Origin of the sequence: Rathayibacter sp. VKM Ac-2759 (genome assembly GCF_009834225.1) — a bacterium.
Classification (GTDB): Bacteria; Actinomycetota; Actinomycetes; order Actinomycetales; family Microbacteriaceae; genus Rathayibacter.
Map to the genome: position 1 here is coordinate 3648963 of NZ_CP047176.1, position 25139 is coordinate 3674101.

Genomic DNA, 25139 nt, shown 5'->3' on the forward strand with positions numbered 1-25139 from the left:
GAACTAGGAGCAAGTGCGATGAAGCCCTTCCTGCGACCGCTCGTCCTCGCGACGACACTCGCGCTCGCCGTCCCCCTCCTCACGGCGCAGTCCGCCGCGGCGGCACCGGCCGACGATCTGATCCTCCGCTACGCCCTCGACGAGACGAGCGGCACGGTCGCCGTCGACAGCTCGGGCAAGGGCCGCAACGGCACCCTCTCGGGCGGCGCCGTCGCCTCCGGCACCTCGGGCGTGAAGCTCGACGGCGTCGACGACTACGTGAAGCTCCCCGACGACGTGCTCGCCGGGCTCACCTCGATCACGGTCAGCGCCGAGGTCCTGCTGAGCACCACGCAGGGCACGCCCTACTTCATCTGGGGACTCGGCAACACGACCTCCGGCGCCGGCAACGGCTACCTGTACACCACGGGCAACAGCTACAAGGCCTCGATCGCGACCGGCAACTGGACCACCGAGCAGACCGTGAACTCGGGCGCGAACCTCGCGCGCGGCGTCTGGAAGACGCTCACCTACACGCTCGACGACGCCTCCGACACCGCGCGCCTCTACCTCGACGGCACCCAGGTCGCGCAGCAGACCGGAGTCACCATCACCCCCGGCGCCATCGGCGGCGGGAAGACGACCGCGAACGCCATCGGGCGCTCGGTCTACACCGCCGACAAGACCCTCTCGGGATCGGTCCGCGACTTCCGCATCTACAGCAGCGCGCTCACCGCCTCCGACGTGGCGGGCCTGCAGGCCACCGACACCACGAGGGTCGCGCGCGACACCGCCGCTCTCGACCTCGGCGACCTCTCGTCGGTCACCGCGAACCTCACCCTCCCGACCACCGGCGCGAACGGCTCCGCCATCGCCTGGTCCTCGAGCGACACCGCCGTGATCTCGACCAGCGGAGTCGTCACCCGCCCCGCCAGCGGCGTCGCCACGGCGACGCTCACGGCCACGGTGACCCGCGGCTCCGCGACGCAGACCCGGACCTTCACCGCGAAGGTCCCCGCGCAGGACGTGAACGCCGACGCGCAGAAGGCGCTCGACGCGCTGCGCATCGTCAACGCGGGCGACGTCCGCGGCAACGTCACACTGCCCGCGAAGGCCGGCGCCTACGACGTCTCCTGGACCTCCTCGAACACCGCCGTGATCGACGCGACCGGAGTCGTGAAGCGCCAGGCCGCGTCGACCCCCGTCACCCTCACGGCGTCCGTCGCCGGCACCACCGCGACGCGGCAGATCCCCGTCACCGTCACCGCCGCTCCCGCCGGGCTCGACACCGACTACGACGCCGGCTACCTCTGGACCCACTTCGCCGCGACCGACTACGAGAAGATCTACTTCGGCTCGAGCACCGACGGCCTGCACTGGTCGAAGCTCAACGGCAACAAGGCCGTGCTCGCCAACCTCGCCGGCACGCTCGGCGTCCGCGACCCGCACCTCGTGCGCTCCCCCACCGGCGACGAGTACTGGATCCTCGGCACCGACCTCCACGCCGAGGGCACCGCGGCCGGAGGCTCGTGGGACCAGGTGAACGCGAGCCAGAAGCTCGTCGTCTGGCGCTCCACCGACCTCGTGAACTGGAGCGACCAGAGCCTCGTCTTCGCCGGCTCGCCGAACGCGGGCAACGTCTGGGCTCCCGAGGCGATGTGGGACGAGACGACGGGCCAGTACTACGTCTACTGGTCGGGTCGCGACAAGACGCAGGTCGGCACCGACGACTGGGCGCTGCGCGTCTACGTCAGCACCACCCGCGACTTCACGACGTTCTCGACCCCGACGGTCTGGCTCGACGAGAACTCGCCGACCAACAACGCCGACGGCCCCAACATCATCGACACGACCATCGCCAAGGAGAACGGCGTCTACTACCGCTTCTCCACCTCCGACTGGCGCACCGTCGTCGACACCGCCCCGAGCCTCGCCGGACCGTGGAAGCGCGTCATCGCTCGGGGCGAGGACACCGCGCACGGCCTCTCGAACCACATCGAGGGCCTGACGGTCTACCAGCTGCCCGACGGCCGCTGGGTCGTGATGGGCGACTCGGGCGGATACTCCGCCTTCGTCACCGACTCGCTCGCGAGCCTGCAGTTCACCGCGCTCACCACCGGCGCGACCGGAGCGAACACCTACTCCTTCGCGGCCCCGTTCCGCCACGGCTCGGTCCTGCGCCTCTCGAGCGCCGAGGAGGCGCGCATCACCGCCGCCTACGGCACCTCGACCGGCCCGACCCCGAAGCCGGTGAACGCCGCCGGCGAGATCCTGCGCTACTCCTTCGACGGAGGATCCGGCACGACCGTGCAGGACGTCACGGGCCACGGACTCACCGGCACGCTCGTCTCGGGCGCCGCCTGGCAGACCGGCTCGGTGAAGCTCGACGGCACCGACGACTACATCGACCTGCCCGACAACCTGCTCACGGGAGTCACCGACATCACCGTGCAGGCCGACGTCTGGATCGACTCCGCCCAGAGCGGCGCGTACTTCATCTACGGACTCGGCAACACGACCGCGGGCGCCGGCGACGGCTACCTGTTCACCTCCGGGAACAACTACCGCACGAGCCTCGCGACCGGCAACTGGACCACCGAGCAGACCGTCTCCTCCGGCTCGGCCCTGCCGCGCGGGACGTGGGCGCACCTGACCTACACGCTCGCCGGCACCACCGCCACGGTCTACCTCGACGGCGTCAAGGTCGGCACGGGCACCGTCACGGCCGACCCGAAGGACATCGGCGGCGGCACGACCACCGCCAACGCGATCGGACGCTCCAACTACGACGCCGACAACCGCTTCCGCGGGCAGATCCGCGAGTTCGCGATCTACAACCGGGCGCTGAGCTCGGCCGAGGTGCTCGCCTCCTCGGGCAACACCACGGTCCTCGCCGACGCGACGCTGACCGGCGACGTGCTGAAGACCGCTCCGATCGTCGACCAGGCGAACCGCGTCATCACCTTCCCGGTGAAGCCCGGCACCGACCGCACGAAGCTCACCCCGACGTACTCGACGGCGGCGGGGGTCACGGCGAGCCCCGCCTCCGGCACCGTGCGCGACCTCTCCACCCCCAAGACCGTGGTCCTGACTCCCGTGGGCGGCGGCGCGAGCACCACCTGGACGCTCAAGGCCGTCGAGATGAAGAGTCCGGTGATCCCCGGCCTGTACGCCGACCCGAACATCGCGGTCTTCGGCGACACGTACTACATCTACGCGACCACCGACGGCACCCCGGGATGGGGCGGCAAGGACTTCTACGTCTGGTCGTCGAAGAACCTCGTCGACTGGACCCGCTCTGCGACCCCGTTCCTGACCCTCGACGGCGCGAACGGCAACGTCCCCTGGGCGACCGGCAACGCCTGGGCGCCGACGATCATCGAGAAGGGCGGCAAGTACTACTTCTACTTCTCGGGCCACAACGCGGCGCTCAACCGCAAGACGATCGGAGTCGCGGTCGCGGACAGCCCGATGGGCCCGTTCACGGCGCAGCAGTCCCCGATGATCACCAACGGCGAGTCGGTGAACTCGGGTCAGGCGATCGACCCGGCCGCCTTCACCGACCCGGCCACCGGCAAGAGCTACCTCTTCTGGGGCAACGGCTCGCCGGTCTACGCCGAGCTGTCCGACGACATGCTCTCGGTCAAGGCGGGCACCATCAAGCGGATCAGCGGTCTCACCGACTTCCGCGAGGGCGCCTTCGTCAACTACCGCCAGGGCCTGTACCACCTGACCTACTCGATCGACGACACCGGCAGCGAGAACTACCGGGTCGGCTACGCGACCTCGACGAGCATCGACGGACCGTGGACCTACCGCGGCGTGATCCTCGAGAAGGACGCCTCGCTCGGGATCCTCGCCACCGGCCACAGCTCGATCATCAACGTCCCCGGCACCGACGACTGGTACATCGCCTACCACCGCTTCGCGATCCCCGGCGGGAACGGGACCAACCGCGAGACCACCGTCGACAGGATCACCTTCGACCCGGCGACGGGGCTGATGCAGAAGGTCGTCCCCACCCTCGAGAGCGTCGCCCCGCAGAAGGTCCCGACGGCCGCACCCGCGATCGCGGTGACCGCCTCCGCGAGCACCCGCTGCATCTCGGGCAAGGTCGTCCTCTCGGTCCTCGTGACGAACCCGAACGCCTTCCCCGTGAAGGTCGTCATCGGATCGACCTACGGCTCGAAGACGATCGCCGAGGTCGCCGCGGGCAAGTCGGCCACCCACTCCTTCACCACCCGCGAGGCGAGCATCCCGGCCGGTCAGGCGAGCGTGAGCGCGACCGCGTTCGTCGCGGGCAAGCCGGCCACCGCCGCCGCCACCGCCCCCTACTCCGCTGCCAGCTGCGGCTGAGAACGGCCCCCACCCGAACACCACCCCATCGAGCCGGCGACGCAGCCGGCCGGAGAACGGAGAACACCCGCAATGAACACTCGCTCCCTCCTGACCCGAGGCGCCGCCGGACTCGCCGGAGGACTCCTCCTCCTCGGAGTCGCCGGAACCGCCATGGCCGCCGAGATCGAGGTCGGCAACGACGACGTCGACGTCAACGTCGACATCGCACCGCTCACCACCCCCGGATCGCTCTCGATGTCGGTCGCCGGCACCTCGACGAGCCTCACCGAGAACGGATCGACCAGCGTCATCCGCCAGTTCACCGGCACCCTGCCGACCGTGACCGTCACCGATACCCGCGACCCCGAGGACATCCCCGAGGGTGCCGGCTGGTACGTCCTCGGCACCGCCAGCGACTTCACCAGCACCACCGGCGACGTCATCGGCGCCGAGAACTTCGGCTGGGCCCCGAACCTCATCGACGGCGGAGACTCCGGTCTCGTCGCCGAGGGCGACGTCGTCGACACCGCCATCGACGGCGGACCCGACGGAGTCGGCCTCGTCGACCAGGAGCTGCTCGCCATCACCAACGACTCGGCCGCCGTGGCCGAGGAGGGATCCTGGACCGCGAACGCCGACCTGTTCCTCCGCACCGAGCCCACGGTGGACGCCGGCCAGTACAGCTCGACCCTCACCCTGTCGCTCTTCGAGTGATCCCCGGGGGCGGGACCGCCCCCTCCCCCCGCACGATGCGGCCGAGCCCTCCGCCCGGCCGCATCGTGCGTCCCCCGTGAGATCCTGAAGGTGCCATGACCGATCAGCGCCGATCCCCCGCCCGTCCGACCGTGCGCCTGCGCGCGCTGCTCGCGCTCCTCGTCGGCGCGCTGGCGCTCAGCGCCGCTCCCCCGGCGTCCGCCGCCGATCAGATCTCCTGGGCCGTGAGCCCCGCCTCGGACGGCGCCCCCGACAAGCGCTCGTGGATCGAGCTCGACCTCGACCCCGGCGCTGTCGTGTCGGAGGAGGCCGCGGTCACCAACCTCAGCGACCAGACGGTCACCTTCCGGATCGACGCCGCCGACGGCTACTTCACCGACAAGGGCCGCTTCAACATGCTCCCCTCGGACCAGGAGTCGGTCGACGCGGGCACCTGGATCCAGGCCCCCGAGACCGTCACCGTCGAGCCCGGGGCGGTCGGCATCGTCCCGTTCACGGTGACCGTGCCGGACAACGCCGAGCCCGGCGACCACGCGGCCGGCATCGCCGCCTCCCTCGTCTCCGTCGGCGCCGACGCCGGCGGCTCCTCCGTCGGGGTCGAGAGCCGCATCGGCTTCCGCGTGATGACCCGCGTGACCGGTGACGTCGCCCCCTCCGTCGCCGTCGAGGACATCGCGACCGACTACCGCCTCTCGTGGAACCCGTTCGCGCCCGGATCGCTCTCGGTCGACGCCGAGATCGTCAACACCGGCAACGTCCGCCTACTGCTCGACGGCACCGTGAGCGCGCAGGGCGCCTCCGCCCCGCTCGTGGCCGAGGACGCGGCCGCCCAGGAGCTGCTGCCGGGCGACCGGCGGACGATCTCGGTCGCGCTCGACGGCGTCTGGCCGCTGTTCGCGATCGGCGCCGACGTGACCGTCGCGCCGACCGTGGTGGCCCCCGACGGAGTCGACCCCGCGTCGATCGCGCCGGTCACCTCCTCCGCCACCGTGCTCGCCGTGCCGCTGCCGCAGCTGCTGGTGCTGCTCGGGGTCGCGCTCATCCTGGCCGCACTGCTCGCCGGCCGCTCGCGCTCGCGCCGCCGCATCGCGCAGCTCGTGCGCGAGGCCCGCGAGGAGGGCCTGCGCGAGGGCGCGGACGCGCGCTGACGCACGGAGACCACTCCGAAGAGCGGCGCTACTGGTAGGTGATCAGGTCGGGCAGCGGCGCGACCTCGGCCATCGTCTCGGCCGGAGTCAGCATCGGCAGGTCCTCGTCGTAGAAGTTCTTCCAGCCCCACGCGACGCCCTCCGGCGCGTCCTCGTGCAGCGCCGCCCACGTCGCCTGCTTGTCGGGCTGCCCGCCCTGGCCGTCGACGTGGATGAGGAACTCGAGCTCGGGACGATCGCGGCGGATGCTCTCCCTGTCCTGCAGCATCGACAGCCGGAACTGGTGCAGCACGAACATCTTCGGCGGCAGCCCCTCGGCCTGCACGAGGTCGGCGAGCCACTCGGACACGCTGTCGACCTCGGCCGCCGACACCCGCCCGATCTGCTCGAGCGGCACCTGGTCGGGCAGCAGCCGCCACTCGGGGTCGAGGGCCAGCCCGACGTTCGGCAGCCGCAGCAGCTCCTCGTAGGCCCTCGCCTGGGTCAGGAAGTCGGAGCGCCCCGGCTGCAGGTCGAGCACGACGTACATGCCGGCCTCGGCGGCGGCGTCGATGTAGGGGCGGATCCCCTCGGCGGAGAGCTCGTTGGAGTAGTCGCCGTCGTCGCCCGCGCTGCCCGCGGCGACCGTCGTGATGATCTCGAGGCTCGGGACCACCTGCAGCCCGGTCAGCGAGCGGTACGGCTCGGCGACCGCCTCCGCGCGCGCGATCGTGGCCTCGAGGCCCTGCTCGCCCAGGACGCCGAGGACCGGCGCGCCGGGGGTGCCGTAGATCGCGACGAACAGGTGCCCGCCGAAGAGGCGCTGCCCGCCGCCCGGCAGCTGCCAGCCGCTCGCGGCGGCGCGCACCGACCACTCCGGCGCGGTCTGCGCGGCGAGCCCCGGCCCGAGCAGCAGGGTGCAGGAGGCGCGCGACTCGGCGATCGCCGTCACCGCCGGCCCGGAGGCGAGCAGGTCGGCGGTGTCGACGAGCGTCACGGGCACGCCGGCCGCCCGCGCGTTGGCGACCGCGGCGACATCGGAGTCGACGGGCTGCGCGAGCGCCGCCACCCCTGCGAGCGGCTCGGCCCGGACGGGCAGCGCCCCGAAGGGCGGCTCGGCGGGCGTGCCGGGCGAGAACGAGACGAGACCGGAGGCGTCCAGCCCGCCGACCGCGACGCCGGTCGCCTCCTGGATCGAGTCGGCGTCGGCCGCCGCGGGCACGGTCTCGATGCCGTCGCGCTCGGAGACGGCGCCGATCGCGAGGATCCGGGTGGTGCCGAGCCGGGCGAGCTCCGCGGCGAGCGGGGAGCCGGGGTCGGGCGAGGCGGCCGAGGCCGCCGAGCCCTCGGCCTCGACCAGCAGCGGGACTCCCCAGGCGATGCCCACCTGCGCGGCGAGGAGGATCGAGGCCGGCACGTCCTCGACCACGACCACCAGCGGCGCCGCCGTGAACAGCAGGCCGCTCGTTGTCGCGGGGTCGGCGGCGAGCGCCACGGGCCCGGCGGGCGCCGCGGTGCGGGTGCGGGGCGTCTCCTGGGTCGCAGCGTCGGAGGACTCCTCGGCGTCGAACGTGCACGCGCTCAGCAGCGGCAGCACGGCGAGTCCGCCGAGGACGACGCCACGGCGCGACAGCAGACGGGAGGCGGGGAGGGGTCGGGGTTCGGAGGACACGGCAGACCTCTCCTCTCGGAGCCGGCGGGCTCGCTCGTGGGCGGGTGGTCCGCCTCCACTATCGCAGGAGCCTCCGACACGGCGTCGCTCGGCACGGAGAAGGGGCGGCGCCGTTCGGCACCGCCCCTCCCACTGCGCGACGATCTAGACCGTGCGCGGGGCCTTCGCGAGGTTCGCCTCGAGCTCGTCGCGGTTCTGGCGCACGACGTAGGCCGGGCGGTCGCGCTCGACCCGCCACGACTCGCTCAGCGGAGTGATCGCGACGGTGTCGAAGCCGAGGCGGTCGTAGAGGTCGGTGACGAAGTGGATCGCCTCCGGGTAGTCGCTCGACGTCGCGAGCGCGCGCCGGTCGGCGGTGCCGGCGGGAGTGCCGGTCGTCGTGATGTCGGCGGCCATGATGTGGTTGAACGCCTTCACGACCTTCGACTCGACCAGGCGCTGCTGCAGCATCTCGCTGACGGTCGTCTCGCCCTCATCGAGGGCCGCGATCCGCCCGTCGCGCTCGAAGTAGTAGTTGTTCGTGTCGATCACGATCTTGCCGGCGAGCGGCTCGACCGGGATCGCGTCGAGCGCCTTCAGCGGCACCGTCACGACCGCGATGTCGGCGGCCTCGGCCGCCTCCTGCGCCGTCGCCGCGCGCGCCTTGGGGCCGAGCTCCGCGATGAGGTCGGCCAGCGTCTCCGGGCCGCGGGAGTTCGCGATCACGACCTCGTCCCCGAGTCCGATGACCGCTCGCGCGACCTGGCTGCCGATGTTGCCTGCTCCGATGATTCCGTACGTCGTCATGCCACAGTCCAACGCGCCCGGCTCGGGGGCATTCCGGCTCCCCGTCTTCTCCCACGCCGCATCCAGGCTCGCCCGGCGGACGGATCGGGAGATCGTGCTCTCTGCGGTAGTTTCGAGCGTTCGACGTCGACACCGGGTGAGCACCGCCGCCGCCCCGCCAGAAGGAGACCTGATGCCGCAGTTCGACCTCCCGCTCGAGCTCCTCGAGCAGTACGCGCCCGAGCTGCCGGCGCCCGAGGGCTTCGCGGAGTTCTGGCGAGGCACGATCGCCGAGGCCCGCGCCGCCGCCACCGAGCCGCGCTTCGAGCCGGTCGACGCGGGCTACGCGCTGCTCGACACGTACGACGTGACCTACTCCGGCTTCGGCGGCCACCCGATCCGCGGCTGGCTGATCCTGCCGCGCGGCATCGAGGGCCCCCTGCCCGCGCTGGTGACCTTCATCGGCTACGGAGGCGGCCGGGGCCTCCTCGACGAGTGGACCGGGATGAGCGCCGCCGGCTACGCGCACCTCGTGATGGACACCCGCGGCCAGGGGTCCGGCCACCGCAGCGGAGCGACGCCCGACCCGGTCGGCAGCGGCCCGCACGCGAGCGGATTCATGACCCAGGGCATCGAGTCGCCCGACGACTACTACTACCGCCGCGTCTTCACCGACGCGGTCCGCGCGCTCGACGTGCTGCGCGCGCACCCGGCGGTCGACCCCTCGCGGGTCGCGATCTCGGGCGGCAGCCAGGGCGGCGGCATCTGCCTCGCCGTCGCGGGCATCCTCGGGCTGCTCGGCGAGTCGTCGTCGGCGCGGGCGGCGATCATCGACGTGCCGTTCCTCAGCCACATGAGCCACGCGGTGCGGATCATCGACACGTTCCCCTACGGCGAGGTCGGGCGCTACCTGCGCACGCACCGCGGCTCGGAGTCGTTCGTGTTCGACACCCTCTCCTACTTCGACGGCACGTCGTTCGCCCCGCACGCCGAGGTCCCCTCGATGTTCTCGGTCGGCCTGCTCGACGACATCTGCCCGCCGTCGACGGTCTACGCCTCCTACAACCGCTACTCCGGCCCGCGCGAGATGCGCGTCTACCCCTTCAACGGGCACGAGAACGGCGAGGCGTACCAGACCGCCGAGCACGTCCGCTTCCTGGCACGCGAGCTGGCGTAGCCCCGGGAGGGACAGCGCGACGGCCGTCGGTTTGTGACGCCGCGAGTCGGCGCCGCCGCCCGCACTCAGGCGCGGTCGGCACCATCGACGCATGACCCGTCAGATCCGCTTCAACGCGTTCGACATGAACTGCGTCGCCCACCAGTCCTCCGGCATGTGGCGCCACCCCGAGGACCAGTCCTGGCGCTACAAGGACCTCTCGTACTGGACCGACCTCGCGAAGCTGCTCGAGCGCGGCACCTTCGACGGCATCTTCATCGCCGATGTGCTGGGCACCTACGACGTGTACGGAGGCTCCAACGAGGCCGCGATCCGCCACGGCGCGCAGGTCCCCGTCAACGACCCGATCCTGCTCGTCTCGGCCATGGCGGCCGCGACCGAGAACCTCGGCTTCGGCATCACCGCCGGCACCGCCTACGAGCACCCGTACCCGTTCGCCCGCCGGATGTCGACGCTCGACCACCTCACCAAGGGCCGCGTCGGCTGGAACGTCGTGACCGGCTACCTCCCGAGCGCCGCCCGCAACATGGGCCACGAGGACCAGCTCGAGCACGACGACCGCTACGACGTCGCCGACGAGTACCTCGAGGTGCTCTACAAGCTGTGGGAGGGGTCGTGGGAGGACGACGCGGTCATCCGCGACCGCGATTCCGGGGTCTTCACCGACCCGGCCAAGGTGCACGAGATCGGGCACAGCGGCAAGAACTTCACCGTCCCCGGCATCCACCTCTCGGAGCCGTCGGTGCAGCGCACCCCGGTGATCTACCAGGCGGGCGCGTCGCCCCGCGGGATCCGCTTCGCGGCGGGCAACGCCGAGGCGATCTTCGTGGCCTCGTCGACGAAGGCGGGCCTCAAGGCCACCGTCTCGCGGATCCGCGACGCCCTGGAGGCGGCCGGCCGCGACCGCCACTCCGCGAAGATCTACACGCTGCTCACGATCATCACCGATGAGACCAGCGAGAAGGCGCACGCGAAGCACCGCGACTACCTCTCGTACGCGAGCGAGGAGGGCGCGCTGGTCTTCATGTCGGGCTGGATGGGCATCGACCTGTCGCAGTACGACCTCGACGAGCCGATCGGCAACGTGAAGAGCAACGCGATCCAGTCGACGGTCGCGAACTTCCAGGAGGCGAACGAGGACGGCTCGGAGTGGAAGGTGCGCGACATCGCGCGCCTCGGCGCCATCGGCGGGCTCGGCCCGTTCATCGTCGGCTCCCCGTCGGAGGTGGCCGACCACCTGCAGGAGTGGGTCGAGGACACCGACGTCGACGGCTTCAACCTCGCCTACGCGATCACGCCGGGCACCTTCGAGGACGTCGTCGAGTACATCGTCCCCGAGCTGCGCCGCCGCGGCGCGTACCCGGAGGAGTACGTCGAGGGCAGCCTCCGCAACAAGCTGCACGGGCGCGGCGACCGGCTCCCGGAGGAGCACCTCGGCGCCGGCTTCCGCTATCGCACCGAGGCCTGAACGCAGAGGCACCCCGCCGCAGTGCGCGACGGGGTGCCTCTGTCGGTGCGGAGAGGGTCAGCTCTCGAAGGTCGCGTCGAGGGTGATCTCGACTCCGGTCAGCGCCTTGCTGACCGGGCAGGTGTTCTTGGCGTCCTCGGCGGCCTTGAGGAAGGCCGCCTCGTCGATGCCGCTGACCTCGCCGCTGACGACGAGGGCGATCGTGGTGAGCTTGAAGCCGCCGGCCGAGTCCGGGCCGAGCGAGACGTCGGCGCGCACGTCGAGGGCCTCGACGGTGCCGCCGGCCTGGCCGAGGACGGCCGAGAACTGCATGGCGTAGCAGGCGGAGTGCGCGGCGCCGAGGAGCTCCTCGGGGCTGGTCGCGCCGTTGGCGTCGTCGGCGGCGCGCTTGGGGAACGAGACGTCGTAGGTGCCGAGCTTCGAGCTCGAGAGCTCGACCTGGCCCTCGCCGGTCTCGAGCGAGCCGTTCCAGGCGGTGCGTGCAGAACGAGTGGGCATGGTTCCTCCTTCGTGGCGGGAGCAGGCCGCAGAACGGTCGTTCTCCCTGGATGGTCCGAGCATACGGGGAACGAGCGTTCTCCCGCAACGCCCCGCACTCAGTGCAGAACCTTCAGCCCGATCACGCACGCCACGATGCCGAGCACGAGCAGCGTCCGGACGACCGAGAAGCCCTCGCCGCCGAAGAACATGCCGTAGAGCACGGTCAGCGAGGCGCCGATCCCGACCCAGACGGCGTAGGCGGTGCCGGTGGGCAGCTCGCGCATCGCGAAGGCGAGGCCCGCCATGCTGGCGACGACGGCGACTCCGAAGACCACCGACGGGCCGAGGCGGGTGAACCCCTCCGACTTGCCGAGGGCGGTGGCCCACACGGCTTCGAGGACTCCGGACACCACGAGGACGATCCACGACACTCTCGACTCACTCCTTCGAGTCAGTCTTGTCGCGCTGCCGGGTACTGCTCCCTCGTCCGGATCGCCGTCATCGGCTCCTGCCATCGTGCCACCGGGCTCTGTGCACGGCCTGGGCAGCCGGGGGTCAGGAGGCGCGCGACGCCCGGCGGGTCACGAGGTGCACGACGACGCCGACCGCGAGCAGGATCGCCGCGTAGAGCCAGACCTCGGGGTCCTGCTGCGTGAGCAGGAGCACGCAGGACGCGACTCCGAGCACCGGGATCGCCGTCCAGACGCGGAAGTGGTCGTGCTCGACGCGGTCGCGGCGCAGCACCAGCACCGAGACGTTCGTGCTGATGAAGACGAGCAGCAGCAGGAGCACCACGGTCTCGGCGAGCGTCGCCAGATCGCCGACGAGCGTGAGCAGGGCGGCGGCGAGGGTCGTCACCGCGATCGCGACCCAGGGAGTCCGGCGCTCCGGCAGCACGCGGCCGAGCACGGCGGGCAGGAGGCCCTCCTTCGCCATGCCGTAGGTCACGCGGCTCGCCATGATCATGGTGAGCAGGGCGCCGTTGGCGACGGCGATCAGGGCGATGAGGCTGAACAGCCACGCGGGCACGCCCGCTCCCGAGGCGGTCACGACGTCGAGCAGCGGGGCGGAGGACCCGGCCAGTTCGTCGGACGGCAGCGCGATCGAGCTCGCGAGACCGACGAGGACGTAGACGCCGCCCGCCGTGAGCAGCGCACCGAACAGCGCGCGCGGGTAGACGCGGCTCGGATCACGGACCTCCTCGGCGACGTTCGCCGAGGTCTCGAAGCCGACGAACGAGTAGTAGGCGATGATCGCCGCTCCGAGGACGGCGAGCGCCGGAGCCTGCTCGGAGCTGAGCTCGACGGTGCGGCCCAGGTCGCCGCCCCCGCCCGCGACGAGCAGCGCGACGCACGCGATGACGATGAGCAGGCCGGACACCTCGATGATCGTCATCACCGTGTTGCTGAGGAGCGACTCCGCCACGCCCCGGGCGTTGAGCAGGGCCACGAGCACGAGGAACACGATCGCCGTCGGCACGGGCGGGACATCGAGGAAGGTGCCGAGGTAGTCGCCCGCGAAGGCGAGCGAGAGGCCGGCGGCGCTCGTCACGCCAGCCGCGAGCATCGCGAAGCCGACGAGGAACGAGACCACCGGGCGGCGGAACGCGCGCTGCGCGAAGACGGCGGCGCCTCCGGCCCGCGGGTACTTGGTGACCAGCTCGGCGTAGGAGCCGGCGGTCAGCAGCGCCAGGCCGAGCGAGAGGAGGAGCGGCATCCACACGGCGCCGCCCACCTCGGCCGAGAGGGTGCCCATGAGGGCGTAGATGCCCGCGCCGAGCACGTCGCCGAGGATGAAGAAGTAGAGCAGCGGGCCGGTGATGCGGCGCTTGAGCGAGGGCTGCTCTGCGCCCGCCGTCGAGGCCTCGGTCGTCGCGCGGTCCATGGGCGTCCTCTCGTCGATCGCGCTCCGCGCGACCGGGCCACGATAGGCAGCGCGGGCGCGCGGCGGGCAGGCGGTTGACCGGGCGGCGACGAGGGCGCTACGGAGACCCTCGGAGTGGAGCCTGCTCAGTCGGAGACGATGTGGCCGCCTCCGCGCTGCCACGCCATCTCGGCGCCGAGCTGCTCGGCCTCGTCGCGGGAGTCGCCGTGGTGGGTCAGCGCGACGGAGGCGTCGGCGACGCGGTTGTGCCAGCCGTGCTCGTCGGAGTAGGTCTCGATCGGGGCGATGTGCGGACGGGTCATCGGATGGGGCTTCTCTCGGTAGGGGAGCTTCCAGGGAACGCCGGACGGCGCCCGCCCTCCAGAGGGTTGACGCGACGCGCGTCCCGTGGCCGCCTCCGGCTCGCAGGAACACGTTCGGCTCGCGGAATCGGGAGGATTCGACGAGCCGAACGTGCTGTCACGAGCCGGCGGTCACTCCGGGCGTGCGGGGCGGAGGGGTCAGACGATCGCGGCGCGCAGGGCCTTGGCGGCCTCGCCCACGTCGGGGGCTCCGTAGATCGCGCCGCCGGCGACGGCGACCTGGGCGCCCGAGCGCTGGACGGCCTCGATCGTCGCGGTGCTCACTCCGCCGGCCACCGAGAACGGCACGCCGGAGGACTCGCCGTCGCTGAGCAGGGAGTCGAGCGTGTAGCCGTCCTCGGCCTGCTCGTCGAGACCGGCGTGCATCTCGACGAACTCGGCGCCGAGGGCGACGACCTCCTTGGCGCGAGCGGCCTTGTCGGGCACCCCGATGAGGTCGACGACGACGCCCTTGCCGTGCTTCTTCGCCGCGGCGACGGCTCCCGCGACGGTGCTGTCGCCGGCGACGCCGAGGACGGTGACGAGGTCGGCGCCGGCCTCGAAGGCCATGCCGGCCTCGAGCTCGCCGGCGTCCATGGTCTTGAGGTCGGCGAACACGATCTTGTCGGGGTGCGCCTTCTTGATCGCGGTGATGGCCGAGAGACCCTCGCTCTTGATGAGGGGGGTGCCGAGCTCGAGGATGTCGACGTGCGGCGCGGCCGCGGCGGCGAGCTCGAGGGCGGCGTCGGTGCTGAGGGTGTCCATGGCGAACTGGAGCTTCATGAGGTTCTGCTTCCTGTTGGGGTGGGGGTCATTCGAGATTGGAGTGGCGCGGCCAGAGCTCGTCGGCGCCGGCCCCGCTCCGCTTCCACAGAGCGTGGAACAGCGCGTCGCCCGTGAGCACGACGACCTGCTCGAAGAGGCCGCCGGAGTACTGCGCCGAGGCGCGCCCCGAGCGGTCGAGCTTGTCGGCGGCCGGCACCACGACCACGGCGGAGGCGAGCCCGGCGAGCGGGGAGTCGCCGGCGGTGGTCAGCGCGGCCACCCGGGCGCCGGTGTCGACCGCCGACTGCGCCGCACGGACGATGCCGCCCGTGGTGCCCGAGCCGCTCGCGGTCAGGAGCACGTCGCCGGGGGCGATCGCCGGAGTCGTCGCATCGCCGACCACGTGCACGCGCAGCCCGAGGTGCATCAGCCGCATCGCGGTCATCCGCAACGCGAGGCCCGATCGGCCGGCGCCGTGCACGAAGACGCGCTCGGCCTCGTTCAGCAGGGACGCGACCTCGTCGAGGCCCTCGAGCGCACCGGCGGCCGCGGTGACCTCGGCGACGATCGCGGCGAGGGCGCGGGCGGGGTCGGTGGTCGGATCGGCGGGCGGAGTCGAGGCGTCGGACATCTCCTCAGCGTGCGCCTCCGCCCCGGGCGGGGCCGCCACCTGTCCGAGCAGGACCCCCTACCCGAACGGGTGGTTCGGGTCACGGCGGGTAGGCGAGGCGGGTAGGTTCGCAGGATGACCTCGACACCCGCCTCCCGCTCGGTCCTGCTCGAGCACGCCCGCCTCGTCGCGGAGCAGGCCGACCGGCACGCGGTCGCTCTCGAGTCGGTGCTGGCCGCGCTGCGCGCCCCACGGCTGGACGATCGCGCGGCCCGGGCCGAAGCGGTCGAGATCGCGACGAACGCCCTGGTCGAGCTGCGCACCGCGACCGACGAGCAGCGCAGCGCGATGCTCGAGCCCGTCGTGGGAGCCTTCGCGCGCCTCCGGAGCGACCTGCGGCCGCTGGTGCGCTTCGGCGACCTCGACGTGCAGTTCGTCGAGCCGCCGGCGACCGGGCGGGCGCTGCCCGGCGAGGTGGCCCACGCGGCGCGGGCGATCGTGCGGAGCGCGGTGCTCGCCTCCGTCGAGTCGGAGGAGACCCGCCGCGTGCGCATCCAGTGGGACTGCGACGGCCTGAACCTGCTGATCGAGATCCGCGACGACGGCCGCGGCGAGCTGACCGCCCGCGACGAGGCGCTGCGCCCCATCGCCGAGCGCGTGAGCGGACTCGACGGCGAGCTCGAGATCACCTCGACCGCCGGATGGGGGTCGACCCTGTCGATCCGCCTCCCCCTCGACCCGCCCGCCCAGCCCGACGGCCTCGACGTGGTCGAGCTGAGCGCCCGCGAGCGCGAGGTCCTGCACCTGATCACGCTCGGCGCCTCCAACCACCGCATCGCCGACGACCTCGGCATCAGCGAGAACACCGCGAAGTTCCACGTCTCGAACCTGCTGCGCAAGGCCGGCGCCCGCAACCGCGCCGAGCTGGCCGCCCTGGCGCGCTGAGGCGGGGCCTCGCCCGTCGTTGACAGAGTGAGGACTCCTCAACATGCTGACCGTGCGCACCGTCGCTCGCGCACGCACTCACCGGGGGAGAAGGACATGTCCGAGGCTCGTCTCCGGCGGAGCAGCCGGCCGAGATGAGCGCCTCCTCGTCCCCGGCGGGCACCGATCTCGAGTCGGCCCTGGAGGTGCTGGTCGACCTGCTGCCCGTGGACTGCGCCGCCGCCTCCTCCCTCGGGCACCCGTTCGCCGTCGAGACCCTGGCGGTCACCACGATGCTCGCCGCGACCCTCGACGAGACGCAGATCGACCTCGGTCAGGGCCCCGCCTGGGAGGCCTTCGGCACCCGGCGGCCCGTCGTCCTGCAGTGCGACGACTCCGACGACCGGCGCCGGTGGCCGTTCGTCGAGGCGGCGCTGAGCAGGCACGGGATCGCGACCGCGACGGCCCTGCCCCTCCGCTTCGGCGCCCTCGACATCGGCGCCGTCTCGCTCTACAGCCGCCTCCCCGTGCGGTTCCGGCCCGAGCAGACCGCCCTCGCCGAGGAGCTCACGCTCGTGGTCGCCCACCGCCTCATCGCCCGGATGACCGACGACGGCGACCGGGCGGACCCGCTGCTCTCGCGCCGCGACATCCACACCGCGGCGATCACCCTCTCGAGGCTCACGCGCCTGAGCCCGGCGGACGCCCTGCTGGCCATGCGGGCCCGCGCCTTCACCGCGGGCGTGAGCGTCCGCGACGTGGCCGCCGACCTGAACACCGGCCGCCTCGCACTCGCGCGGGACCTCGGCCTCCTCGACGGCCTCCGGTGACGGTGCCGTCTCAGACCGGGAGGAATGCAGTGTGCTGCGAGGCGGAGGGGGCGATCAGCAGCACGAGCAGGGCCGCGACCGTGAGCAGGAGAGCGGCGCGGGGATCGTCTCATCTCGGCCGTGACGACCCCGTCGCCCCCTCGACCACCGCGGGGCGGGAGGCCCTCCGGAACCAGGCCGCGAGGGCGGGAGTGCGCCGGTAGCGGAGGAAGTCCCGGTCGAGGTCGGCGGCGCCGCGGTAGCCGGAGGCGCGGGCGATGCCCTCGAGAGCGCCCGGGCTGTGCGGCGTCCTCTCCATGAGGATGCACGCGAGCTCGAGGCGCCGCGAGGCGAGGTGCTCCTCGACGGGCAGCGCGTAGAAGCGCCGGAACCGCAGCCGCAGCATGAGCGTCGGCACCCGCAGCTCCCGGCTGAGGCCGGGGATCGTGAACCGGCGGTCGAGGTAGCGCTCGTTGACCAGCGCTGCGGTGGCGATCGCGAGCACGTCGTGCCTCCTCCTCGAGGGACTCGCCCGGGCGAAGAGCGCGCCGGCCACGCGGGAGTCGAAGGCGAGGAGTGTCGTGCGGGTGGAAGCCATGCCTGAGAGACACGGGGAGGTCCCCGTCATGACGGCGTTGCGCGAAACGCGGTGGTGGAGACGCGGTTGGGCGGCCGAGGCGGCGGCGGCCGTCGCAGCGGCGGCATCCGGCGTCGCGGTGTCGACCGAACGGTGCGGCTGCGCGCGCCGACGGGTGCGGTCGCGGAGCCGCGGCACGGTCGCGGAGGCGCCGGCACCGTCGCGGAGGCGCCGGCACCGTCGTTCGAGGTGTCGGTCGTGTTCCGTCGGCGACGGTCGCACCGCCGGTGGGGTCGCGATCGGCACCGATGCCGAGTGATGACGGGTCGGCCGGGCGCGTCAGAACGGTGGCGGGTCGTCGTCGAACCGTGGGGGTGGTGCGGGTGGGCGTCCGGGGAGGGCGGGGGGTCGGGTGGTGACGCGGCGGCCGGTGGGGGTGGTCCAGTCCGTGGTGCCGTCGGGGTGGAGGCGGTAGGTCCAACGGTCGCCGTGGCGGACGTGGTGGTGCGCGGTGCAGAGGGAGGCGAGGTTCTCGAGGGTGGTCTGGCCGCCGTGGCGCCATTCGATCGTGTGGTCGGCCTCCGCCGTGGACGCTCGGCGGGTGCAGCCGGGGAAGCGGCAGGTCTGGTCGCGCAGCTGCAGGCGCAGGCGCATCCGGGGTGGTGGGAGGCGGTGGGTGCGGCCGACGGAGGTGACGGCCCCGGTGTCCGGGTCGGTGAGGATCCGCGTGAACGACGCCCCGACGCGGACCAGGTCGCGCGCGAGGTCGGCGGGGACGGGTCCGTAGCCGTCGAGGTCGGCAGGGGCGTCATCGAGACCGGCCGCGGTGCTCGCCGCGAGGGTCAGCCGGATCTCGGCGCGCACGCCGGGCACGAAGGTCGCAGGGGCGTCGCGCTCGTCGCCGAGGGGCGTCGTCCCGGCGATGTCGCCGTCGCAGAGCAGATCGGCGAGGGCATCCGCGCGCAGCTGCGCGAGAGTGCGGGTCTCGTCGCTCCCGGCAGAGCCGTCGCGGAGTGTCCGGGCGATCCGGTCGAGGCGGTCGTAGACGCCGACGGCGATCGGCGCCGGCAGATACGCGGAGAGAGTCGCCATCCCGTCGACGTCCGGCGTCAGCCACACCGCCCGGTCCTCCTTGGCTCGGGTGTGCCGTTCGGCGAGGGGCTTCTCGTGCAGCTCCTCCCGCAGCCGCGCCAGGAAACGGCGCAGCTGCGTCGGGGTCCTCGTCGCAGCCGCGTCGGCCGCGCGCTCGTCGAACACGGCGAGCGACTCCTTCGGCAGGGTCGCCGCGACGGAGCAGATCACCTTCCCGGCCTCCCACCGCATCCGCGACTCCGCGAGCGCCGCCCGCGTCACCGGGAGATCCTCCACGAGCAGGTGCGCGCGCTCCAGATCGTGCGCCACGTCCCGCTCGGACACCCCCGACCCGACCGCCAGCTCCGCCCTGATCGACCGCTCCACCAGATGGTTCGACTCCCGCGCCGACAGGCCGCCGCGCGCGAACGACAGCGGGATCGCCAGCGCCGCCCGATACACCTCGTAGAGTCGGACGTCGGAGGCGAGCAGTCTCGGCGACGCCTCCCGAGCGAGCCGGCCGACCTCGTCGGCGCCCTCGCGCACCTCCTCGAGCGGCGTCACCGCCGCCTCCACCACACCCGCTCCTGCCATACCGATATTGAATCAGGGACCACCGACACCCGGGCGACCCGAGGGCCGGAACGGGACAACCCGCACCCGAAGAAGACCTGTGGAGGAACGACACGCACCCGTCCGACTCGTGCTCCCCCGCGGAGTCGGCCCGTCGACCCCGCCGGCGCCTCGAGGGAGCGGCCCGCCTGCTCCGTGACCCGTCGGGTTCGTTCGGATGGGTAGTTCTACTGGCGAAGGGCAGGCGAGCGCAGTGCGGGCCGGCCCGCGGTCACCTCGTCATGGGCGTGAATTCGATCCGGATCGGGCGCTGTCACCGCGACCGTGACGGCCGATGCCCCCGAACAGGTCCTATGCGTTCCCTGTGAGAGCCACCACGCTGAGCTGCCCTCCCCCGATAGCCGCGGAACGTCTCGCGATCGGACTCTGCAGGCGCAGCACCGCCACCCGACCCGCCGCTCGCTCCCTGGAGTCCCACCATGCCGCTGTCCCGCCCTGCCCGCTCGCGGGTCGTCGCCGCTGCGTGGATCGCCGCGCTCGTCCTTCTGGCCTCGACTCTGTACGCACTGCCCGCGCAGGCCGCCGGCCAGGGGATCAGAGTCGACCTGACCGGCACGATCCGGACCACCGCGGTGGATCCCGTCGAGCTCTTCGATGGTTCCGACCTTCCGAAGGCCCCTCTCGAGGATGAGTACCGGAAGGTGCTCCTCGTCGGCGAACGCGCCTACGACCTCGACGACTCCATCACCCTGAACAACATTCAGGCTCGAGTCGTGGGTCTGCTGACCGGCAACCGGATCGCAGCTCTCACCGTCACGCCGCTCGGCACCGCGAACAACGCGCGCGGTGTTGAGAGTCTCGGAGCGCTGCCCACCTCGGGGACCACTCACGTCCTCACCATGCTCGTCAATTGGACTGCACCCGATTCGGTGACTCCCGAACAGGCGGCATCGCAGATGTACGACGACAGCAACAACTGGTATCGCGACGCTTCCTACTCCGCGCTCGGGCAGACCGGCGACGTCACGCCTTGGATGAAAATCACCGGCCCGACCAGTGGGTGTTACGCCGACCGGTACCCGATCCTCAATCAGGCCAAAGAAGCTGCGGCAGCTGCGGGCTTCGACCTCGCGGCTTACGACAACTACGTCGTCTACTTCCCCAATTGCGCCGGCGACGCCGCCGGCTATGCCGGGTGGGGAACTGTCGGCGCCCCGAACACCTGGTTGAACGGTTACATGGATCGTCGCGTGACGGTCCACGAGCAGGGACACAACTACGGGTTGTGGCACAGCCACTCCTACATGTGCAGCAACGGCGGACTGATCGGCGACTGCGTCCTGAGCGACTACGGCGATCCTTTTGATGCGATGGGCGACTCACGCAAGGTGGGTCATTTCAGCGCATCCCAGAAGACGATCCTCGGCTGGCTCGACGGACGAACGGTGGATCTCACCGAGGGAGGAACGGCAACGCTCGTTCCCATGGCAGACGACGGACGGACCACGCACGCGGCGGTGATCCGCCGCGAGGACGGCACGGACTACTGGCTCGAATACCGTCAACCGGTCGACTACGACTCGAATCTTCCGTGGTTCGGGACGGAAGGCGTGATCGTGCACGCGACGGGGACCGCCTCCGGCAGCCCCAACTCAGGCCCGAGCCTCCTCGACGTCCGACCGGATGACGGGATCTCCGTCTCCAGCGCGACTCTTCTCTCCGGGCAGTCGTGGACATCGAACGACGGAGTCACCGTTTCCGTCGGCCAGGTCACGCGGGAAGGCGCCTCCGTGACCGTCAGGACCGGAGCCCCTCCTCAGATCCAGACATCGCCCTCGCAACTCGCGTTCCCCTCCACCGCGGTGGGAAGGTCCTCTGCCGCGCAGGTCGTCACCATCAGCAACCCCGGCAGCACACCGCTCGCGATCACCTCCCTCGCGGTGACGGGCGCCGACTCCGCCGACTTCGCTCTCGGCGCGAGCGATTGCGCGAACTCCATCCCAGCGGGCGCGAGCTGCACCGCACCGATCGGGTTCATCCCGACCCTGGACGGCACCCGATCGGCCGAGTTGACCGTCAGGGACGACGCCCCCGGCAGCCCTCACGTCGTACCCCTGACCGGCACGAGCGTGAAAGGGCTTCTCGTCTCCACCCCCACCCCTCTGATCAGCGGATCGACGACCGTGGGCCAGACCCTGACCGTGACGCCGGGGAGCTGGGACACCGGAAGCACCCTCACCTACCAGTGGAAGCGGAACGGCGGGACCACCATCGCCGGAGCCACGAGTGCCTCCTACGTCCTCACCAGCGCCGATCTCGGCGCGACCCTCACCGCTTCTGTAACGGCCGCCAAGCCGGGCTACTCCCCGGTCACGAAGACCAGTGCCGCCACCGCCACCGTCACCGGCGCGACGTCCGTGAGCGGCCCCACTCCGACCATCACAGGCAACCCCGCTGTCGGGCAGACCCTCTCGGCCGTCCCCGGAACGTGGACTCCCGCGCCGGTCGCGCTCAACTACCAGTGGAAGCGTGACGGCGTCTCCATCGTCGGAGCGACCACACCGACCTTCATCCTGACCGCTGCCGATGCCGGCACCGCGGTCACTGTCTCCGTCACGGGAACGAAGACCGGTCTCGCGTCGGCCACGAAGACCAGCGCGCCGGTGACCGTCACTCCCGGCCTGCAGACCCTGATGCCCACCCCCACCATCACGGGATCCCTCACCGTCGGCTCCACGCTCACCGCGAACCCCGGCACGTGGGACTCGGGCACGACCCTCACCTACCAGTGGAAGAAGAACAACGGCGTCTACATCTCGGGCGCCACGGCGAAGACCTACGTGCTCCGGTCGACGGACGTCGGCGCGATCGTGTCCGTCTCGGTCACCAGCACCAAGCCGGGCTACTCCCCCGCCACGAAGTCCACCTCCGCGAGCGGCCCGGTCACCGCCGGCGCCGTCATCACCGGGGCGACGCCGACCGTCACGGGCACCGCGACGGTCGGCCAGAAGCTCACCGCCAACGCTGGAACGTGGACGCCCTCGCCGGTCGCCCTCGCCTACCAGTGGAAGCGCAACGGCACCGCGATCAGCGGAGCCACCGCCGCGACCTACACGCTCGTCGCCGCCGACTCCGGCGCCGCGATCACCGTCGGCGTGACCGGCTCGAAGTCGGGCTACACCGCCGTCACGAAGACGAGCGCCGCCGTCACGGTCAAGGCTGCAGCGCAGACCCTCGCGCCCACCCCGACGATCACCGGCACCACGAAGGTCGGCTCGACCCTCACCGCCACCCCCGGCACCTGGGACGCGGGCACCACGCTCGCCTACCAGTGGAAGAGGAGCGGCGTCGTCGTCTCGGGAGCCACCGCGAAGACCTACGTCCTCAAGGCCGCCGACGCCGGATCGACCCTCACCGTCTCCGTCACCTCGACGAAGCCGGGCTACACGCCCGTCACCAAGTCGAGCGCCGCCACCGCGGTGGTCACCGGCGGCGTCCTCACCGGAGCGACCCCGACGATCACGGGAACCGCGAAGGTCGGGCAGACCCTCACGGCGGTTCCGGGCACCTGGACCCCGGCGCCGGTCGCCCTGAGCTACCAGTGGAAGCGCGCGGGTGTGGCGATCCCGGGCGCGACGGCCGCGACCTACAAGACGGTGTCGGCCGACGCAGGGAAGTCGGTGACGGTGACCGTCACGGGCACGAAGGCCGGCTTCACGACGCTCGCCAAGACGAGCGCCGGCAAGACCGTCGCGAAGTAGGCCCGCCCGCTACGGCGAGACCATGCCTCCGTTGACGTTGAGGGTCTCGCCGATGACGTAGCTCGACTCGGCGGAGGCGAGGAACACGTAGGCGGGGGCCTGCTCGGCGGGCTGCGCGGCGCGGCCCATCGGGGCCTCGCTCGAGCCGAAGTCGGGGAGGCTCTCGGGGTCGACTCCGCCGGTGACCTGCAGCACGGTCCAGGTGGGGCCCGGGGCGACCACGTTCACGCGGATGCCCTTCGCGGCCAGCTGCTGCGCCATGCCCTTCGAGAGGTTGTTGATCGCGCCCTTGGTCATGGCGTAGTCGAGGCGGTCGGGGGCGGGCGCGTGCGCCTCCGCCGACGCCGTGTTGATGATGGTGGAGCCCGCGGGCAGGTGCGGGAGGGCGGCGCGGATGATGCGGAACGGTGCGAAGACGTTGACCCTGAAGGTCGTCTCGAACTGCTCGTCGGTGAGCTCGAGCATGTCGTCCTGCCAGATCTGCTTGCCGGCGATGTTGACGACGGCGTCGAGTCCGCCGAGGCCCTCGACGGCCTGCTCGACGAGGTCGGAGCAGTACTGCGCGTCGGTGAGGTCGCCGGGGATCGGGACCGCCGTGCGCCCGGCGGCGCGGATCAGCTCGACGACGTGCTGCGCATCCGCCTCCTCCTCGGGGAGGTAGGAGAGGGCGATGTCGGCGCCCTCGCGCGCGAAGGCGATGGCGACCGCGGCTCCGATGCCGGAGTCGGCACCCGTGATCAGCGCGCGACGGCCCACGAGGCGGCCGGTGCCCCGGTAGCTCTCCTCGCCGAGGTCGGGCACGGGCGTCATCTTCGACTGCAGACCGGGCTCGGGCTGCTGCTGCACGGGCGGGGTGACGTCGGGGTACCGGGTCGCGGGGTTCGTGAACGCGTACTGATCGGGTGCTGACTGATCGGGCATGACGACTCCGTGGCTCGCGGCCCGACGGGTGGGCCGATGCCTCCAGACAACGACCGGACACCCCCCGCCGACCACCCGTTTACGGAACGGCCCGCGGATGCTAGAACCGGGCGACGGGGCCGGCACGCCCTCGGAGGCGGTCCTCAGTACTCGAAGACGAGCCGGGCGAGCACGCGGCCCGAGAGGACCTCGTCGATCGCGTCGTTGACCTGCTCGAGCGAGCGCTTCTCGGCGATGATCCGGGTGCGTCCTGCGGCGTGCAGAGCGAAGACCTCGACGAGGTCCTGACGGGTGCCGACGATCGATCCGATCACCGAGATCCCCTTCAGGACGGTCTCGAAGATCGAGATGCTCATGTGCTCCTCGGCGGGCAGTGCGACGCAGAGGAGGCGGCCGCCGCGGTTCAGCGAGGCGAACGCCTGCTCGAAGACCCGCGGCGAGGCCGCCAGGACGACGGCGACGTCGGCTCCCCCGACGGCCTGGATGGCGGTCACGGGATCGACCTCGGAGGCGTCGACCGTGTGCGCCGCTCCGAGCTCGCGCGCCAGGTCGAGCTTGGGGGCCTCGACGTCGACCGCGATGACCTCGCCGCCCATGATGCGCGCGTACTGGACCGCGAGGTGGCCGAGGCCGCCGATGCCGAAGACCGCGACCTTCTCGCTGGGCACGATCTGCGCCAGCTTCAGGGCCTTGTAGGTCGTCACGCCGGCGCAGGTCAGGGGTGACGCCTCGAGGGCGGGGATCCCGTCGGGAACGGGCACGACGAACCGCGCGCTCGCGACGGCGTACTCCGCGAAGGCCCCGTCGACCGAGTAGCCGCTGTTGCGCTGCTGCTCGCAGAGGGTCTCGCGGCCGTCGACGCAGAACCGGCACTCTCCGCAGGCGTACCCCAGCCACGCGATCGACACCCGGTCTCCGACAGCGCGCTCCGTGACGCCCGCTCCGAGCTTCTCGACGATCCCCACGCCTTCGTGGCCCGGCACGAACGGCACCGTGGGCTTCACCGGCCAGTCGCCGTGCGCCGCGTGGATGTCGGTGTGGCACAGTCCGCAGGTCTCGAGCCTGACCAGGACCTCTCCGGCGCCGGGCTCGGGGACGTCGCGCTCCTCGATCCGGAGGGGTGCGCTGAAGCTGGTGACGACGGCGGCTCTCATGCGGTGATCCTTCGCTGGGTGCGGGTGGC

General features: G+C 71.8%; 20 protein-coding genes and 1 riboswitch. Of the genes, 8 read left to right on the forward strand and 12 right to left on the reverse strand.

The features are described 5' to 3' along the window. The first annotated feature begins 18 nt into the window (after positions 1-18). The 3 genes from GSU68_RS16985 (at position 19) to GSU68_RS16995 (ending at position 6179) form a co-directional block, all read left to right on the forward strand. The gene (locus GSU68_RS16985) at positions 19-4335 is read left to right on the forward strand and encodes a family 43 glycosylhydrolase (protein ID WP_159909824.1); all 4317 of its coding nucleotides are present in this window, start codon (positions 19-21) and stop codon (positions 4333-4335) included. A 72-nt stretch (positions 4336-4407) separates the two neighbouring features. Then, on the forward strand, positions 4408-5031 hold the full coding sequence (locus GSU68_RS16990; protein WP_159909825.1) for a hypothetical protein: 624 nt from the start codon (positions 4408-4410) through the stop codon (positions 5029-5031). 95 nt (positions 5032-5126) lie between these two features. Next, positions 5127-6179 (forward strand): DUF916 domain-containing protein, encoded by a 1053-nt coding sequence (locus tag GSU68_RS16995; protein WP_159909826.1) that lies wholly within the window; start codon positions 5127-5129, stop codon positions 6177-6179. A 28-nt stretch (positions 6180-6207) separates the two neighbouring features. On the opposite strand, the gene GSU68_RS17000 is transcribed toward GSU68_RS16995, so the two are convergent. Next, positions 6208-7830, reverse strand: coding sequence for a hypothetical protein (locus GSU68_RS17000; RefSeq protein ID WP_244259322.1), 1623 nt, complete (start codon positions 7828-7830; stop codon positions 6208-6210). Positions 7831-7974: 144 nt separating this feature from the next. Beyond that, the gene (locus GSU68_RS17005; protein ID WP_348272502.1) at positions 7975-8907 is read right to left on the reverse strand and encodes an NAD(P)-binding domain-containing protein; all 933 of its coding nucleotides are present in this window, start codon (positions 8905-8907) and stop codon (positions 7975-7977) included. On the opposite strand from GSU68_RS17005, the gene GSU68_RS17010 reads away from it, so the two are divergent. Continuing rightward, the gene (locus GSU68_RS17010; protein ID WP_159909828.1) at positions 8789-9772 is read left to right on the forward strand and encodes an acetylxylan esterase; all 984 of its coding nucleotides are present in this window, start codon (positions 8789-8791) and stop codon (positions 9770-9772) included. The two genes, GSU68_RS17005 and GSU68_RS17010, sit on opposite strands and share 119 nt — an antisense overlap. A 91-nt stretch (positions 9773-9863) precedes the next feature. Further along, a complete protein-coding gene (locus tag GSU68_RS17015; protein WP_159909829.1) occupies positions 9864-11240 on the forward strand; it encodes an LLM class flavin-dependent oxidoreductase in 1377 nt (458 codons plus the stop codon). Positions 11241-11297: 57 nt separating this feature from the next. On the opposite strand, the gene GSU68_RS17020 is transcribed toward GSU68_RS17015, so the two are convergent. From GSU68_RS17020 to hxlB, 6 genes are all read right to left on the reverse strand, one after another. Continuing rightward, positions 11298-11738, reverse strand: coding sequence for an OsmC family peroxiredoxin (locus GSU68_RS17020; RefSeq protein WP_159909830.1), 441 nt, complete (start codon positions 11736-11738; stop codon positions 11298-11300). A 98-nt stretch (positions 11739-11836) separates the two neighbouring features. Next, the gene (locus GSU68_RS17025; protein WP_056039201.1) at positions 11837-12151 is read right to left on the reverse strand and encodes a multidrug efflux SMR transporter; all 315 of its coding nucleotides are present in this window, start codon (positions 12149-12151) and stop codon (positions 11837-11839) included. Between the two features lie 14 nt (positions 12152-12165). Beyond that, a riboswitch (guanidine-III (ykkC-III) riboswitch) is annotated at positions 12166-12231 on the reverse strand. A 44-nt stretch (positions 12232-12275) separates the two neighbouring features. After that, positions 12276-13604 carry an APC family permease gene (locus tag GSU68_RS17030; RefSeq protein WP_159909831.1) on the reverse strand — a complete coding sequence of 443 codons (1329 nt, stop codon included), beginning with the start codon at positions 13602-13604 and terminating at the stop codon, positions 12276-12278. Positions 13605-13729: 125 nt separating this feature from the next. Beyond that, positions 13730-13906 carry a hypothetical protein gene (locus GSU68_RS17035; RefSeq protein WP_159909832.1) on the reverse strand — a complete coding sequence of 59 codons (177 nt, stop codon included), beginning with the start codon at positions 13904-13906 and terminating at the stop codon, positions 13730-13732. A gap of 198 nt (positions 13907-14104) precedes the next feature. Further along, positions 14105-14728 carry a 3-hexulose-6-phosphate synthase gene (gene hxlA / locus GSU68_RS17040; protein ID WP_159909833.1) on the reverse strand — a complete coding sequence of 208 codons (624 nt, stop codon included), beginning with the start codon at positions 14726-14728 and terminating at the stop codon, positions 14105-14107. A 28-nt stretch (positions 14729-14756) separates the two neighbouring features. Continuing rightward, positions 14757-15341: a 6-phospho-3-hexuloisomerase gene (gene hxlB / locus GSU68_RS17045; RefSeq protein ID WP_159909834.1), complete on the reverse strand. Its 585-nt coding sequence runs from the start codon at positions 15339-15341 to the stop codon at positions 14757-14759. Between the two features lie 114 nt (positions 15342-15455). On the opposite strand from hxlB, the gene GSU68_RS17050 reads away from it, so the two are divergent. Both GSU68_RS17050 and GSU68_RS17055 read left to right on the forward strand, forming a co-directional pair. Further along, complete coding sequence (locus tag GSU68_RS17050) at positions 15456-16265, forward strand: LuxR C-terminal-related transcriptional regulator (RefSeq protein ID WP_159909835.1); 810 nt, start codon at positions 15456-15458, stop codon at positions 16263-16265. 134 nt (positions 16266-16399) lie between these two features. Further along, positions 16400-17074, forward strand: coding sequence for a GAF and ANTAR domain-containing protein (locus tag GSU68_RS17055; RefSeq protein WP_159909836.1), 675 nt, complete (start codon positions 16400-16402; stop codon positions 17072-17074). A 109-nt stretch (positions 17075-17183) separates the two neighbouring features. On the opposite strand, the gene GSU68_RS17060 is transcribed toward GSU68_RS17055, so the two are convergent. Continuing rightward, a complete protein-coding gene (locus tag GSU68_RS17060) occupies positions 17184-17651 on the reverse strand; it encodes a hypothetical protein (RefSeq protein ID WP_159909837.1) in 468 nt (155 codons plus the stop codon). Positions 17652-17969: 318 nt separating this feature from the next. Next, positions 17970-19295: an HNH endonuclease signature motif containing protein gene (locus GSU68_RS17065; RefSeq protein WP_159909838.1), complete on the reverse strand. Its 1326-nt coding sequence runs from the start codon at positions 19293-19295 to the stop codon at positions 17970-17972. Positions 19296-19753: 458 nt separating this feature from the next. Between GSU68_RS17065 and GSU68_RS17070 the strand changes: the two genes are divergently transcribed. After that, positions 19754-23035 carry a choice-of-anchor D domain-containing protein gene (locus GSU68_RS17070; RefSeq protein ID WP_159909839.1) on the forward strand — a complete coding sequence of 1094 codons (3282 nt, stop codon included), beginning with the start codon at positions 19754-19756 and terminating at the stop codon, positions 23033-23035. A 9-nt stretch (positions 23036-23044) separates the two neighbouring features. Here GSU68_RS17070 and GSU68_RS17075 read toward each other — a convergent pair whose 3' ends face one another. Beyond that, positions 23045-23956, reverse strand: a complete 912-nt coding sequence (locus tag GSU68_RS17075; RefSeq protein WP_159909840.1) for an SDR family oxidoreductase — start codon at positions 23954-23956, stop codon at positions 23045-23047. A gap of 143 nt (positions 23957-24099) precedes the next feature. Then, positions 24100-25110, reverse strand: coding sequence for an alcohol dehydrogenase AdhP (adhP, locus tag GSU68_RS17080; RefSeq protein WP_159909841.1), 1011 nt, complete (start codon positions 25108-25110; stop codon positions 24100-24102). Positions 25111-25139 lie beyond the last annotated feature (29 nt).

Coding starts and splice junctions, on each gene's coding strand:
- GSU68_RS16985 (WP_159909824.1), top strand. CDS start 19: ATGAAGCCCTTCCTGCGACCGCTCGTCCTCGCGACGACACTCGCGCTC.
- GSU68_RS16990 (WP_159909825.1), top strand. CDS start 4,408: ATGAACACTCGCTCCCTCCTGACCCGAGGCGCCGCCGGACTCGCCGGA.
- GSU68_RS16995 (WP_159909826.1), top strand. CDS start 5,127: ATGACCGATCAGCGCCGATCCCCCGCCCGTCCGACCGTGCGCCTGCGC.
- GSU68_RS17010 (WP_159909828.1), top strand. CDS start 8,789: ATGCCGCAGTTCGACCTCCCGCTCGAGCTCCTCGAGCAGTACGCGCCC.
- GSU68_RS17015 (WP_159909829.1), top strand. CDS start 9,864: ATGACCCGTCAGATCCGCTTCAACGCGTTCGACATGAACTGCGTCGCC.
- GSU68_RS17020 (WP_159909830.1), bottom strand. CDS start 11,738: ATGCCCACTCGTTCTGCACGCACCGCCTGGAACGGCTCGCTCGAGACC.
- GSU68_RS17030 (WP_159909831.1), bottom strand. CDS start 13,604: ATGGACCGCGCGACGACCGAGGCCTCGACGGCGGGCGCAGAGCAGCCC.
- GSU68_RS17035 (WP_159909832.1), bottom strand. CDS start 13,906: ATGACCCGTCCGCACATCGCCCCGATCGAGACCTACTCCGACGAGCAC.
- hxlA (WP_159909833.1), bottom strand. CDS start 14,728: ATGAAGCTCCAGTTCGCCATGGACACCCTCAGCACCGACGCCGCCCTC.
- hxlB (WP_159909834.1), bottom strand. CDS start 15,341: ATGTCCGACGCCTCGACTCCGCCCGCCGATCCGACCACCGACCCCGCC.
- GSU68_RS17050 (WP_159909835.1), top strand. CDS start 15,456: ATGACCTCGACACCCGCCTCCCGCTCGGTCCTGCTCGAGCACGCCCGC.
- GSU68_RS17055 (WP_159909836.1), top strand. CDS start 16,400: ATGAGCGCCTCCTCGTCCCCGGCGGGCACCGATCTCGAGTCGGCCCTG.
- GSU68_RS17060 (WP_159909837.1), bottom strand. CDS start 17,651: ATGGCTTCCACCCGCACGACACTCCTCGCCTTCGACTCCCGCGTGGCC.
- GSU68_RS17065 (WP_159909838.1), bottom strand. CDS start 19,295: ATGGCAGGAGCGGGTGTGGTGGAGGCGGCGGTGACGCCGCTCGAGGAG.
- GSU68_RS17070 (WP_159909839.1), top strand. CDS start 19,754: ATGCCGCTGTCCCGCCCTGCCCGCTCGCGGGTCGTCGCCGCTGCGTGG.
- GSU68_RS17075 (WP_159909840.1), bottom strand. CDS start 23,956: ATGCCCGATCAGTCAGCACCCGATCAGTACGCGTTCACGAACCCCGCG.
- adhP (WP_159909841.1), bottom strand. CDS start 25,110: ATGAGAGCCGCCGTCGTCACCAGCTTCAGCGCACCCCTCCGGATCGAG.